Source organism: Serratia sp. MF1(2023), assembly GCF_030954545.1.
GTDB lineage: Bacteria > Pseudomonadota > Gammaproteobacteria > Enterobacterales > Enterobacteriaceae > Serratia > Serratia sarumanii.
Map to the genome: position 1 here is coordinate 496,778 of NZ_JAVHUX010000008.1, position 12,635 is coordinate 509,412.

The following is a 12,635-nucleotide window of genomic DNA, read 5'->3' on the forward strand; positions in this document are numbered from 1 at the left end:
GGCAGGCCGCCAGGCAGGTTATTCGCTGTCGTTCTTCGCCAGACGGGCGTCTTTTTGGCGGCGATAGTCACGGGCGGCGGCCGGGATCGGCGTCACCTTGCCGGTTTCAATCCAGCTGCGCAGACGGTTGGCGTCGGCGAAGTGGGTATATTTGCCGAAGGCGTCCAGCACCACCAGCGACACCGAGCGATTACCGATCACCGTGCGCATCGCCAGGCAGTGACCCGCTTGGTTGGTGAAGCCGGTTTTGGTCAGCTGGATGTTCCATTTCGGGTTATACACCAGATGGTTAGTGTTGCGGAACGGCAGCGTATAGTTCGGATCTTTGAAGCTGGCCATGCGCTCGGTGGTGGTGCTGAGCTGGCCGATCAACGGATATTGCTTGGTGGCGATCAGCAGCTTGGTCAGATCGCGCGCCGTCGACACGTTATGAATAGACAGCCCGGTCGGTTCCACATAATGGGTATTGGTCATGCCCAGCGCTCTGGCCTTGGCGTTCATCGCTTTGATGAAGGCGTTGTAGCCCCCCGGATAGTGGTGCGCCAGGCTGGCGGCGGCGCGGTTTTCCGACGACATCAGCGCCAGCAGCAGCATATCCTTACGGCTGATTTCGCTGTTCAGCCGCACCCGTGAATACACCCCTTTCATCTCCGGCGTCTGACGGATGTCCACCGCCAGCATCTCGTCGAGCGGCAGGTGCGCGTCGAGCGTGACCATGGCGGTCATCAGCTTGGTGATCGAGGCGATCGGCACCACTTCATCCGGGTTGCGCGCATACATCACCTTATGGGTTTGCATATCGACGACCATCGCGCTGCCGGAGGCCAGCTCCGGTTGGGTGGCGTGCAGGGCGGCGGCGTTGTCGCTGGCCAACGCGCGCGGCGCAAAGCCTGCGCCCGCCTGCAAAGCGAGCAGGGTCAGAACCAAAACACGTATTTTCACAGGCATTACTCTGAAATGGGGGCTTGAACTCAGCGAATTATATGTGAGGGTTCAGCGCTTGGCACTGGGATTGTATGGCGGATTTGTGACAAATTCTGTCCGCTGAAAAACGACGCAGCCCGCGGGCGCTCTGGGATGAACGCCCGCGTGGAAAAAGTTACAGCGCCGGCTGCCAGGCCGACTGCGGCAACAGGTACAGCCCCGGGGTTTGCCGCGCCCCGGCGCCGACGATATGGCCGATGCCGGCCGCCATCACCGCCAGCGTCACATCGAAGGCGTTAAGGCTGTCGCCATAGCCGGCGGTCAGGTTAAACATCGAGCCGTTGGCCAGCAAATACACCGTCTTCTCATTAAGTTGGTAAGCGTTCACATAAGGCATCGGCTCGTGGTGCGGCAGGCCTTGCAGGAAGCCGACGTCGATCTCTTCCGCCACGTGGCCGATGTTGAGGATAAACACGCCGTCCTGTGCCTGTTGCAAATGCTGCGCCGAGAGCACGTTTTTCGCGCCGGTTGCGGTGGCGATCACGTCCGCCTGCGCGACGGCGCTCGCCAGATCCACCACCTGCCAGCCGTCATAACGCGCCTGCAGCGCGCGCGCCGGATCGATTTCCGCCACCATCACCTGGCCGCCGTAAGCCCTGGCCGCCGCCGCTGTCCCCTGCCCGACCAGGCCGTAGCCGATCACCAGCACGCGCTTTTCGTGCAGCGTCAAATGGGTGGTCTGGAAGAAGGTGTGCCAGGCGGTCAGCCCAACCATATGCCGATTGTGCAGCCCCTCTTTCACCGGCAGATCGTCCCAGTTGAAGATCGGGTAGCGCGGCGCCACGCCGTTCAAACGGCTGATGCCCGATCCGGTGGCTTCCAGCCCGGCGACGATCTGCGGGCCGTTCGGCGACTGGTGCAAACGGGTGGTCAGATCCGCCCCCATTTCGCACAGGTGGGTTGGCTGCCAGGCCAGCGCGCGGTCGAAGGACTCCGACCATTCGCCGGCGTTCATGTCGCGCCAGGCATAGGCCTGCGCGCCCCGCCGTTCCAGCCAGGCCACCACGTCGTTCTGCACCGTGGTGGGATTGCAGGTGGTCAGGAAGATCGCCGCGCCCTTATCCAGCAGGCCGGCCACCAGCGGCGCCATTTTCAGATCCAGGTGCATATTGCACGCCAGCCGCACTCCGTGCAGATCCGGCAACGCCGCCACCACCGCCCGGGTGCGCGGCATATGGCGCATCGCCCAGTTCAATTCGCTCTCGAAATCCTGATACATCCGTTGCTCCTCTGGTGTGCCCCGCCGCCAGGCGTGGCAAAAAAGTTATCCCGCGCGGCCGAGCCGGCGGATCGCCTGCGGCGACAGGCCAAATACGCGGATAAACGCCCGCCTCATGCGCTCCGGATCGCTGAACCCCACCGAACGGGCGATCGCCTCCAACGGCTCGGCGCTCTCTTCGATGCGCACCCTGGCCGCCTCCACCCGCAGTTGTTCGATCACCTTGGCCGGCGTCTGCCCGGTTTCGGCGCGGAACAGCCGGCCGAATTGGCGCTCGCTCAGGCAGACGGCGTCGGCCAGATCCGCCACCGACAGCGGCAGATGCAAATGCTCTCGCGCGAACGACAGCGCGGCGCGCATGCGATCCGACGACGGGTTCAACGCCAGCAGCAGCGAATACTGCGACTGCCCGCCGGGGCGCCGATGATAGACCACCAGCTGCCGCGCCACGGCCGCCGCCAGGGTGGCGCCAAGGTCGTCTTCTATCAACGCCAGCGCCAGATCGATACCGGCGCTGATGCCGGCCGAGGTCCAGATATCGCCGTCGCGAATGAAAATGCGGTTGCTGTCGACGCGGATGCGCGGATAGCTCTGCTGCAGCCGCGCCGCGTGATACCAGTGGGTGGTGGCGCGCTTGCCGTCCAGCAAACCGCAGGCCGCCAGAATAAACGCGCCGGTGCACACGCTGGCGATGCGCCGCGCCCGCCGGCTGTGGGTGGTCAGAAACGCCACCAGCGCCGGCGACTGAGCCGCCATCACGTTGCCGCTGCCGCCGGCCACCACCAGCGTATCGAAACGCTCGTCGCCGCACGGCTGTGTGGCGATCTCCACCCCGGCCGAGCTGGCGACCATCCCGCCCTGCGGCGAGATCGCCACGCAGCGGTAGGCCGGCGGATCGGTAAACTGGCTGACGTTATCGAACGCCGCCAGCGGGCCGGCAAAGTCCAGCAGGTTGAAACCGGGAAAAACCACAAAACCGATCGTTTTCATGATGGCGCTTTTTGAGGGTTATCTGTCATACCAGCCAAAAACAGGGCGGCTATTATGGCCCAGGTCCAACGATAAAAATGAGGCGAATGTCATGTCTGAACCACTCGTGATTGTATTTCCCATCTATCAAGGCGTCACCCAGCTCGACTTCACCGGCCCGCTGCAGTTTCTGCGCCACATACCGGGCGCGGAAATCATCGTCGCTTCGGTAGACGGCGCAGATGTCGAATCGGAAGGCTTGCACTTCACCCAACTGCGCCCGCTGCCGGAGATCGCGCGCTGCGACGTGCTGTGCGTGCCGGGCGGCAGCGGCTGCACCCAGGCGCTGCAGGATAAAGCGTTCATGCAGCAAATCCGGCGGCTGGGCGCCGATGCCCGCTACCTGACCTCGGTGTGCACCGGTTCGCTGATCCTGGCCGCGGCCGGCCTGCTGGCGGGCAAACGCGCCGCCTGCCACTGGTCGATGCGCGACAGCCTGAAGCTGTTCGGCGCCATCCCCAGCGCTGCACGCGTAGAGCGCGACGGCAACGTGATCAGCGGCGGCGGCGTCACCGCCGGCATCGATTTCGCGCTGGCGCTGATCGCCGAACTGCACGGCGAAGACACCGCCCAAACGATCCAACTCTATCTGGAATACGCCCCGGCCCCGCCGTTCACGGGCGGCACGCCGGAACTGGCCCCGCCGCACATTTACGCCAGGGTACAGGCGCAGATGGCGGAAAGCCTGGCGCGGCGCAGAGCATTGGTGGCCCAGATCGCCCAAGGCTAGCGATCGGGCGTATACTTGCCCTTATGCGTCAGTCACATAAGGAGTAAGGAATGACCGATTTGGCCCACTACATTACGGACTACGGCTACTGGGCGTTGTTTATCGGCTGCCTGGCTGAGGGAGAAACCATCACGCTGCTGGGCGGCATCGCCGCCCATGAAGGCTTGCTGCACTGGCCGTGGGTGATCGCGGTGGTGGCGCTGGGAGGTACGCTGGGGGATCAGCTGCTGTACTTCGCCGGCCGCCGGTTCGAAGGCCGGGTCATCTCGCGGCTCAAGGGGCAGGAAAAGCGCATCGCGCGCGCCAGAAAGCTGATCGCCCTCCACCCAATGCTGTTCGTTATCGGGGTGCGCTTTATGTACGGTTTCCGCATCATCGGCCCGGTGCTGATCGGCGCCAGCCGCCTGCCGCCGTCGCGCTTCGTGCCGCTCAATATCCTCGGCGCCATTCTGTGGGCGACGATCTTCGTCATGCTCGGCTATTTTGGCGGCCAGGCGATCGAACGCTTCGTTACCGGCTTCGACAAAAAACTCTCCAGCCTGCTGTTTGTCGCGCTGGCGATCGCCGCCATCCTGCTGGTGCGCTTCTGGTGGCGCAAACGCCACGCGGAATAAGCCAGCGCGCCTGGCGTCAGCCTTCCTGCGGTGCCGCGCGCATCAGCTCGACCAGTTCGCGCGCCGCCTTGTCTAGCGGGCGATTCTTCAGCCAGATCAGATGCATCGGCAAGCGCAGCTCGTTCTTGGTGTTTTTGAATTTCAGCCGCACCAGCCGCCCCTGCGCCAGCAGCGGCTCGGCCAGCGACAGCGGGAAATTGCCCCACCCCAGGCCCGCCTCCACCATGTTCAGCGCCATCGGCAGGCTGTCGGTGCGCCAGTAGGCCTCCGCCACCTGCGGGCGCAGATCGCCGATCGGCAGATCGCGGCTGGCCACCATGATCTGCCGCACGTTGACCAGATCCTCGAGAAACAGTTCGCCCGCCGCGCCGTCCAGCGCCGGATGCTGCGGCGAGACCATCGCCACCAGCGATTCCGCGCCAACGGAGTGGAACTGCTCCGCGCTGTTGATGTTCAGCCCGCCGAACGCCAGGCAGACGCCAATGCGCTCCTGGTGCAGCATGTGCAGCACGTCGTCCTGCGGCGCGCTGAGCACTTCGATGTTGAGCAACGGATAACGCTGCGACAGCGTTTTCACCGCCGCCAGCAGGCTGGCGCCGTTAATGTCCGACGCCACACCGATCGAAAGCCGGCTCTCCAGCCCCTGAGACAGTTCGATAGCGTGCACCTGCAGCTGCTTGAGCTGCCCGGCGATCAGCCGGGCGTGCGGCGCCAGGGCCAACGCCAGCGCGGTCGGCGTCGGTTCACGGTGCGAGCGATCGAACAAGGCGAAACCGAGTTCCGCCTCCATGTTGGCGATGCCCATGCTGACAGCGGACGGTACGCGCCGCAGCGCGCGGGCGGCGGCGGAAAACGAACCGCGATCGAGCACCGCCAGAAACAGTTCGATATTGTCGCTGGAAAAGTTCATCGTTTAACCTGTCAGTAAAACTGACAGCTCCTGACTTTTTCTATCAATGTGATTGACGTTATCTTAGCCGCCGTCGCCGCAGAGGCAACTAAAAACAGATCGGGAGAAAACAATGCAAGGCGTCAAACGCAAACTGGTGTATGTCACCGCTTATGAAATCATCGGCATGGCGATCTCGGCGCTGGGGCTGGCGCTGCTGTCGGGCCATGCGCCGAGCAGCACCGGGCCGCTGGCGGTGGTGATCACCACCATCGCGGTCAGCTGGAACTTTATTTACAACTCTTTATTCGAGTGGTGGGAAAGCCGCCAGCTGTCGCGCACCCGCACGCTCAAGCGCCGCATTTTGCACGCCGTCGGCTTTCAGCTGACGCTGGTGGTGTATCTGATCCCGCTGATCGCCTGGTGGATGGGCATCACGCTGTGGCAGGCGCTGCTGCTGGATATGGCGCTGATCGTCATCATTCCTTGCTACACCTTCCTGTTTAACTGGGCGTTCGACAAGCTGTTCGGCCTGCCGGCTTCGGCTCTGCCGGCCGGTGAATCCGCCTAAAAAGCCCCCGCGTCCGATTCGCCTGCGCACGCTAATTACTGCGCAGGCGCCATCGCTTTATTTTCCGCCCGCCTTCCCCCTCACGCAAAATAACGTCCAAATCCCTTTAATTTGCGCGGTAATTATTATTCTGTGATTTCAATCACTTTTATCGTTCGATATTTCCGTGTTGATAATAATACTCATCTTACTGAATAATATGCGCTTTTGTTTTCAGTTTAAAAAATACACACAATTGTTCACGCTTTGTACGCAGGTTTTTTTGCCAGCTTTATCGGGAAACGGTAGCATGCCACGCCGTTATTTAACGGCGGCTGTATACACAATAAACAGCGGAATGATGCCACGACCTCATTCTCATTACGATTGCTGATGGCAATCGTTTGCCCTGCAGCTCAGGGCGGCGTTCATCATAGACAGGTAAACAGGACGGATAATGCACTCACAAAAAAAGTCGGCGGACGATAAACACGCCGCCAGAAGACGCTGGCTAGACTCTCATGAATCCGGTTATCACAAAAGCATGGGCAACCGGCAGATCCAAATGATCGCCATCGGCGGTTCGATCGGCACCGGCTTGTTCCTCGGTACCGGCGGCCGTCTCGAACTGGCCGGGCCGGCGCTGGCGCTGGTCTATCTGGTGTGCGGGATCTTCTCTTTCTTCATCCTGCGCGCGCTGGGCGAGCTGGTGCTGCATCGCCCTTCCAGCGGCAGCTTCGTTTCTTACGCCCGCGAATTTCTCGGTGAGAAAGCCTCTTACGTCGCCGGCTGGATGTATTTCCTCAACTGGGCGATGACCGGCATCGTCGACATCACCGCGGTGGCGCTGTACATGCACTACTGGGGCACCTTCGCCGACGTGCCGCAGTGGCTGTTCGCCCTCGGCGCGCTCGGCATCGTCGCCACCATGAACATGATCGGCGTGAAGTGGTTCGCCGAGATGGAGTTCTGGTTCGCGCTGATCAAGGTGGTCGCCATCGCGCTGTTCCTGATTGTCGGCGTCGTCTTCCTCGGCACCGGCACCCCGGTCGCCGGCCACACCACCGGCATGCACCTGATCACCGAAAACGGCGGCATGTTCCCGCACGGCCTGCTGCCGGCGCTGGTACTGGTGCAAGGGGTGATCTTCGCCTTCGCCGGCATCGAGCTGATCGGCACCGCCGCCGGCGAGTGTAAAGATCCGGCCAAAATGATGCCCAAAGCGATCAACAGCGTGATCTGGCGTATCGGCCTGTTCTACGTCGGCTCCGTGGTGCTGTTGGTGCTGCTGCTGCCGTGGAACGCCTACCAGGCCGGCCAAAGCCCGTTCGTCACCTTCTTCAGCAAGCTGGGCGTGCCTTACATCGGCACCATCATGAACATCGTGGTGTTGACCGCCGCGCTGTCCAGCCTCAACTCCGGCCTCTACTCTACCGGCCGCATCCTGCGTTCGCTGGCGATGGGCGGCTCGGCGCCGAAGCTGATGGCCAAAATGAGCAGCCAGCAGGTGCCTTATGCCGGCATCCTGGTCACCTGCGGCATCTACGTGATCGGCGTGGTGCTCAACTACCTGGTGCCTTCGCAGGTATTCGAGATCGTGTTGAACATCGCCTCGCTGGGCATCATCGCCTCCTGGGCGTTTATCATCGTCTGCCAGATGCGCCTGCGCAAAGCCGTGCGTGAAGGCCGCGCGCAGCCGGTATCGTTCAAAATGCCGGGCGCGCCGTTCACCTCCTGGCTGACGCTGGCGTTCCTGCTGATCGTGGTGGTGATGATGGCGTTCGACTACCCGAACGGCACCTGGACCATCGCCACCATTCCGGTGCTGGCGGTGCTGCTGACGCTGGGCTGGTTCGGCCTGCGCAAGCGCGCGCAGGAAGTGAAGCGGGAGCAGCAGGCTCACGAAGAGCAGAACCCGCACTGAATCGACAAACCGCCCTCCGGGGCGGTTTTTTTATCCGCTATAAGCGGCCGTAGAACGTCATTCTGGCGCTTTCCGACAGCATCACGTCCGGCTGCGCATTGTAGGCCAGCACCACCAGCATGCGCGTGGTGTCGCCTTCGGTCGGCGTCACCCGGTGCATGGCGTTGCGCCCGCGAAACAGCACCAAATCCCCCTCCTCCATCGCCAGCCGTTTGGCCGCCCGCTCGCCATCCAGCACCTGCGTGACCCCGGCATAGTTCATCTCGCCGCGATCGGCGTCGCGCAGGTTCTCCACGTACTCGAAACGCCCGCCTGCCGCCGGTTTCTGGATCAGCAGCGTGATGGCGAACGACGAGTTGTCGAAGTGCCAGCCCAGCTCCTGGCCGGTGTGGGCGTAATGCAGGTTGATCGACGACAGCCGATCGGCGTAGGGATACAGCTGCGCCTCATCCAACACCGCGCAGAGGAACGCGCGAAACGCCGGGGCATCGTACAGCGCACGCAGCGGCGACTGCGGCGGAATATCTTCGTCGGTAATGCAGCCCTTGGACGACACCACCAGCCGGTTGCGCGCGTGATCGGCCGGCAGCGCGTCGTCCTGCGGCCGCAGATACACGTTGTGTTTGCTGGTGGCGTAAAACGCCGCATGGTGCTGTTCGGCGCCTTCCAACCGCACCGTCGCCAGCGCGGCGGCACGCAGAAATCCCGGCAGCACCAGCGCGCCGGCGCGCTCCAGCGTTTGCCGGCAGCGGACGCGGAATGCGGCGTCGTCGATGGGATGGGCGGACAGATCGATAATATCGGCAAGTTGCGGCATGGCGTTCCCCTCGTGTGCGATAGCCGGATGCCTCTCACTGTAGCGAATGGCGCATTGCCGCCATAACAAAAATACGTTATGGATAAGCTAACCAATTCTTAGCGATAGCCCTGCCCATGCACTCACCGTCCCGCGCGCGCTTGCCCAAGCTGAGCGCCATTCTGGCGTTCGAAACCGCCGCCCGCACCGGCAGCCTGGCCCGTGCGGCGGATGCGCTGGCGCTGACCGCCGCCGCCGTCAGCCAGCAGATCCGCCAGCTCGAACAGCATCTGGGCATCACGCTGTTCATCCGCGCCAAAAGCGGCGTCACGCTGACCGAACAGGGCGCGGACTACCTGGCCTACGTGCAGGAGGCGTTCGAAACGCTGCGCGTGGCGCAGCAGCACGTCGAGCGCCAGCGCGGCAAACAGGCGCTGACGGTGTTCGCCCTGCCGGCGTTGGCCTCCAAGTGGCTGAACCCGGCGCTGGGCGACTGGTTGGCGCAGTGCCCCGACGGCGATCTGCGGCTGCACGCCACCCATGCGGCGGTCGATTTCGCCCATTCGGCGGCGGACTTCGCCCTGTGCTTCGGCGATCAGGACTATCCGCTGCTGGAAAAGGTGCGGCTGTTTCAGGATCGGGTGCAGCCGGTGTGCAGCCCGGCGCTGCGCGATCGCGGCGACTGGACGCAACTGCCGCTGATCCACGTCGACTGGGGCAAGGAGAGCCAGTTTCTGCCGGGCTGGCACGAGTGGTTCACCGCCGCCGATCGAATGCCGCCGGCGCGGCGCGGGCTGACCTATAACCTGACCTCGCTGGCCATCGACGCCGCCGTGCAAGGGCGCGGGGTGCTGCTCGGCCAGCGGCGGCTGATCGGCCGTGAACTGGCGGCAGGCCAGTTGGTCACCCTGGCCAAACCGGCGCTGCCGCTCAGCAAACCCTACTACGTGGTTTACCCGCCGCGCACGCTGGAAAAACCCGGCGCAGCGGCGTTTCTGGCCTGGTTGCAAACCCTCGCATCTACAGACCAAGCCTGAACCCCAACGGCGATGTTTGCTGGCGTCAGACACAACCCTGAACGCTTAAGCCTCTCACCTCAGCCTGTTAATTTATCTCTGCCGGCCGGGATCGCGAACCGATCCGCCCTTCGGCCACAATGCCATTTCCCTATGCCGCCGCCCCTGCAATCGCCATATTGCATCGGCCTCTTACTGTTCAAAATGAGGGTTACTCCATGATTTCATTAAATGATTACGCCAACCTACGCAGCTATGCCGGTAGCGAAACCGCGGTGATGCTCGAAAACCGCTACCACCACGGCGTATTTACCCGAGACGATGCAGATACCACCAGCCAGGACAACGGCGTCACCCTGCTCGTCGACGCGCAAAACCGCCGCTGGAAGCGCATCATCAATGACGGCGATTACAGCATCGATTGGTGGCACCTGCCGGGCGATGAACTGGATTACTCGCTGACCATTACCCGCGCGTGCAACTTCTTGCAGGTCAAAGGCGAAGAGTGGTGGCAATTGCCTATCCCTACGACCCCTGCGGGGATTACCCTGGTTGGCCCCGGCGGCGTTCGCCCTTGTAAAACCACCGCCAACCTGAAGCTGTGGAAAAACGCCGTCGATTTTAAGGGCACCATTCTGGACTTCAGCGGCGCCGCCAACATCGAGTGCGTACGCGTGCAATATTCGCTGGGAGCGCCGGCGATTTATAACCTGCGCATCGTGGGTGCCCCTGGCGCGGCGGCCAATCTGCGCGGCCTGTGTGTCTACAGCGATGCCTCAAACATGCACGGCCTGCCGGCCTGCCAACTGCTGGTGCAAAACGTCTGGCTGACCAACCTGTATAAAGGCATCGTCTTCGGCAATAACGCCTATATCCAGAGCTGGCACAGCATCATGGTACGGGGCTGCTTCTGGCCGATCTGGTCTGAAACTACCGCCAACGCCGGCGAAAAAATCGTCTTCTACAAATGCCTGTTCGGCGACAGCCGAAACTATTATCAGGGAGTGCATAACCTGGCCTTCCGCGATTGTTCGTTCGACTACAGCGGCTTTAACAATGAAACCGAACAGTTGGCCAATACCGACTATGGTTTGTTCGACCTTAAGGGCGGCACGCTGGACTTTAAAAATTGCCACTTCGAATGGGGTAACGCCAACTGCCGCAACTACCGGCCGGTCTTTACCAGCAACAACGGGGGTACGGTAAAAATCAAAGACAGCCAATGGCACAGCGTGATGACCAACAACACCGATGCCGGCAGCAGTGTGCCCTACCAATACGTCGAGTATTTCTTCTTCGATAAGTCCAGCGATCTAAGCGGAAAATGTTATATCGACGGTTTCGATCTGGTGAACGCCGACATTAAAAAAGGCTGGTCCAACAACCATATCGAGATGAAAAAGATCGTCGCGCCCGGCTACATCAACATGTGGCGCCTGCTCTATCTGGGCGATGGCGTCAACCATCTGCCGGAGCCGAGCTGGAAAGAGAGCGGCGCGCTGGCATTGAATAACGTCTACGCCTTCGGCGGCGCACGCCTCTCGCAAACGGAGACCGCCGATCTGGCGGTGACGCTACAAAACGGCGTGCTGACCGCCACCACCAAAACGGCGACAACGACGGACAAACGCGTCGAGATCTACTTCCCAATCGAGAAAAACGATCTGGTGCTGTGGCGCGCCACGCTGGCAAACCTGAAAGGCCAGAACAGCCTTGATGTCACCATCGGCACTTACCAAGGCAAGTATGTCCTGAACGGCGATGCCGGCGTCACTACCCTACTGGAAAAAGCTTGCCAGTGGGGGCGCACCGGCACGGTAACGCCGGCCGCTTCGGCAACGATGACCTCGGATCGGATCACTGCGCTTAACTCGTCGGAATATTTGCCGCTGCCTGAGGGCTATGTCAATTACGCCCGCATCGCCATCGTGCTGAAAAACTTTACCGGCAGCGCCGCTCAGCCCACCTCGGTGGATATCACCCAACTGTTGTGTCAAAAGATCGACATCGTCTCCCGCAACCCGCGTAAATCCTGGTAACCGAACGGGCCCCGTCAGGGGCCTGTCTTCCATTAACGCGCGGTATAACCGCCGTCGATGCTGTAAAACGCGCCGGTGGTGAAACTGCTGTCGTCCGAGAGCAGGAAAGCCACCGTTTTCGCCACCTCTTCCCGCGTCGCCATTCTCCCCATCGGGTGCGAAGCGGCCATCTGCGCCCGCGCCGACGCCGGCAGTTCCCTCATCGCCGGCGTCTCCACATAGCCCGGCCCGACGGCGTTGATGCGCACGCCGCGCGTGGCGAACTCCAGCGCCGTCGAGCGCGTCAGGCCCAACACGCCATGCTTGGCGGCGGTATAAGGCGCGATCCCGGCAATGCCCACCACGCCGTTGGCGGAAGAGAGGTTCACCACCGCCCCGCCGCCGCCGGCGACGATCGCCGGCAGGCCGTACTTCATGCCGAAAAACGTGCCGCTCAGGCAGGTGGCGATCACCTCATGCCAATCTTCGACCGCGTACCGATCGATGTCCACCTCGTGCGGGCCGGTGATCCCGGCGTTGTTGACCAACAGATGCAGCGCGCCGCAGCGCCGCACCGTCTCTTCAATGCCCTGCTGCACCGACGGCGCCTCACGCACGTCCATCCGCAACGTCATCACCCGTCGGCCCTCGGGATCGAGCCGCGCGGCGGCGGCGGCGAGAGGCGCGGCGTGGCGGCCGGTCATCACCACCGTGGCACCGCGCCGAAACAGTTCGGCGGCGATCGCTTCGCCGATGCCGGTGGAAGCGCCGGTCACCAGTGCCACCCGATGTTTGAAATCTTGCATAACCGTTCTCCTGCCAGATTGAACTCAGGGGAACAGGCTAACGCCGGCCAGTGACAGTTT

General features: G+C 62.4%; 12 protein-coding genes. 6 read left to right on the top strand and 6 right to left on the bottom strand.

Annotation, left to right across the window (positions count from 1 at the left end):
- Nucleotides 1–18: 18 nt before the first annotated feature.
- From pbpG to REA38_RS05275, 3 genes are all read right to left on the bottom strand, one after another.
- Nucleotides 19–948: a D-alanyl-D-alanine endopeptidase gene (gene pbpG, locus REA38_RS05265; protein ID WP_041033978.1), complete on the bottom strand. Its 930-nt coding sequence runs from the start codon at nucleotides 946–948 to the stop codon at nucleotides 19–21.
- A 151-nt stretch (nucleotides 949–1,099) separates the two neighbouring features.
- Nucleotides 1,100–2,203: an adenosylhomocysteinase gene (locus tag REA38_RS05270; RefSeq protein ID WP_308885215.1), complete on the bottom strand. Its 1,104-nt coding sequence runs from the start codon at nucleotides 2,201–2,203 to the stop codon at nucleotides 1,100–1,102.
- Nucleotides 2,204–2,248: 45 nt separating this feature from the next.
- The gene (locus REA38_RS05275) at nucleotides 2,249–3,193 is read right to left on the bottom strand and encodes a GlxA family transcriptional regulator (protein ID WP_197840680.1); all 945 of its coding nucleotides are present in this window, start codon (nucleotides 3,191–3,193) and stop codon (nucleotides 2,249–2,251) included.
- A 91-nt stretch (nucleotides 3,194–3,284) separates the two neighbouring features.
- Between REA38_RS05275 and REA38_RS05280 the strand changes: the two genes are divergently transcribed.
- Entirely contained in the window at nucleotides 3,285–3,962 is a 678-nt protein-coding gene (locus REA38_RS05280; RefSeq protein ID WP_033637533.1) for a DJ-1/PfpI family protein, read from the top strand.
- Nucleotides 3,963–4,012: 50 nt separating this feature from the next.
- Nucleotides 4,013–4,576, top strand: coding sequence for a DedA family protein (locus REA38_RS05285; RefSeq protein ID WP_308885217.1), 564 nt, complete (start codon nucleotides 4,013–4,015; stop codon nucleotides 4,574–4,576).
- 16 nt (nucleotides 4,577–4,592) lie between these two features.
- Here REA38_RS05285 and REA38_RS05290 read toward each other — a convergent pair whose 3' ends face one another.
- Nucleotides 4,593–5,486 (bottom strand): LysR family transcriptional regulator, encoded by an 894-nt coding sequence (locus REA38_RS05290; RefSeq protein WP_033637531.1) that lies wholly within the window; start codon nucleotides 5,484–5,486, stop codon nucleotides 4,593–4,595.
- A 112-nt stretch (nucleotides 5,487–5,598) separates the two neighbouring features.
- Between REA38_RS05290 and REA38_RS05295 the strand changes: the two genes are divergently transcribed.
- Both REA38_RS05295 and ansP read left to right on the top strand, forming a co-directional pair.
- Nucleotides 5,599–6,036 (top strand): PACE efflux transporter, encoded by a 438-nt coding sequence (locus tag REA38_RS05295; protein ID WP_033637530.1) that lies wholly within the window; start codon nucleotides 5,599–5,601, stop codon nucleotides 6,034–6,036.
- A 436-nt stretch (nucleotides 6,037–6,472) separates the two neighbouring features.
- Nucleotides 6,473–7,939, top strand: a complete 1,467-nt coding sequence (gene ansP, locus REA38_RS05300; RefSeq protein WP_033637529.1) for an L-asparagine permease — start codon at nucleotides 6,473–6,475, stop codon at nucleotides 7,937–7,939.
- A gap of 37 nt (nucleotides 7,940–7,976) precedes the next feature.
- Here ansP and REA38_RS05305 read toward each other — a convergent pair whose 3' ends face one another.
- Complete coding sequence (locus tag REA38_RS05305) at nucleotides 7,977–8,756, bottom strand: 2OG-Fe(II) oxygenase (protein ID WP_308885218.1); 780 nt, start codon at nucleotides 8,754–8,756, stop codon at nucleotides 7,977–7,979.
- Between the two features lie 116 nt (nucleotides 8,757–8,872).
- On the opposite strand from REA38_RS05305, the gene REA38_RS05310 reads away from it, so the two are divergent.
- Together REA38_RS05310 and REA38_RS05315 are read left to right on the top strand one after the other, a co-directional pair.
- Nucleotides 8,873–9,772 carry a LysR substrate-binding domain-containing protein gene (locus REA38_RS05310; protein WP_308885219.1) on the top strand — a complete coding sequence of 300 codons (900 nt, stop codon included), beginning with the start codon at nucleotides 8,873–8,875 and terminating at the stop codon, nucleotides 9,770–9,772.
- 197 nt (nucleotides 9,773–9,969) lie between these two features.
- Nucleotides 9,970–11,790 carry a hypothetical protein gene (locus REA38_RS05315; protein WP_074026663.1) on the top strand — a complete coding sequence of 607 codons (1,821 nt, stop codon included), beginning with the start codon at nucleotides 9,970–9,972 and terminating at the stop codon, nucleotides 11,788–11,790.
- Nucleotides 11,791–11,822: 32 nt separating this feature from the next.
- On the opposite strand, the gene REA38_RS05320 is transcribed toward REA38_RS05315, so the two are convergent.
- Entirely contained in the window at nucleotides 11,823–12,575 is a 753-nt protein-coding gene (locus tag REA38_RS05320) for an SDR family NAD(P)-dependent oxidoreductase (RefSeq protein WP_308885222.1), read from the bottom strand.
- Nucleotides 12,576–12,635 lie beyond the last annotated feature (60 nt).

What these genes read in the sequence shown, in the direction of transcription:
- pbpG (WP_041033978.1), bottom strand. Translation starts at nt 948, where the DNA reads ATGCCTGTGAAAATACGTGTTTTGGTTCTGACCCTGCTCGCTTTGCAG.
- REA38_RS05270 (WP_308885215.1), bottom strand. Translation starts at nt 2,203, where the DNA reads ATGTATCAGGATTTCGAGAGCGAATTGAACTGGGCGATGCGCCATATG.
- REA38_RS05275 (WP_197840680.1), bottom strand. Translation starts at nt 3,193, where the DNA reads ATGAAAACGATCGGTTTTGTGGTTTTTCCCGGTTTCAACCTGCTGGAC.
- REA38_RS05280 (WP_033637533.1), top strand. Translation starts at nt 3,285, where the DNA reads ATGTCTGAACCACTCGTGATTGTATTTCCCATCTATCAAGGCGTCACC.
- REA38_RS05285 (WP_308885217.1), top strand. Translation starts at nt 4,013, where the DNA reads ATGACCGATTTGGCCCACTACATTACGGACTACGGCTACTGGGCGTTG.
- REA38_RS05290 (WP_033637531.1), bottom strand. Translation starts at nt 5,486, where the DNA reads ATGAACTTTTCCAGCGACAATATCGAACTGTTTCTGGCGGTGCTCGAT.
- REA38_RS05295 (WP_033637530.1), top strand. Translation starts at nt 5,599, where the DNA reads ATGCAAGGCGTCAAACGCAAACTGGTGTATGTCACCGCTTATGAAATC.
- ansP (WP_033637529.1), top strand. Translation starts at nt 6,473, where the DNA reads ATGCACTCACAAAAAAAGTCGGCGGACGATAAACACGCCGCCAGAAGA.
- REA38_RS05305 (WP_308885218.1), bottom strand. Translation starts at nt 8,756, where the DNA reads ATGCCGCAACTTGCCGATATTATCGATCTGTCCGCCCATCCCATCGAC.
- REA38_RS05310 (WP_308885219.1), top strand. Translation starts at nt 8,873, where the DNA reads ATGCACTCACCGTCCCGCGCGCGCTTGCCCAAGCTGAGCGCCATTCTG.
- REA38_RS05315 (WP_074026663.1), top strand. Translation starts at nt 9,970, where the DNA reads ATGATTTCATTAAATGATTACGCCAACCTACGCAGCTATGCCGGTAGC.
- REA38_RS05320 (WP_308885222.1), bottom strand. Translation starts at nt 12,575, where the DNA reads ATGCAAGATTTCAAACATCGGGTGGCACTGGTGACCGGCGCTTCCACC.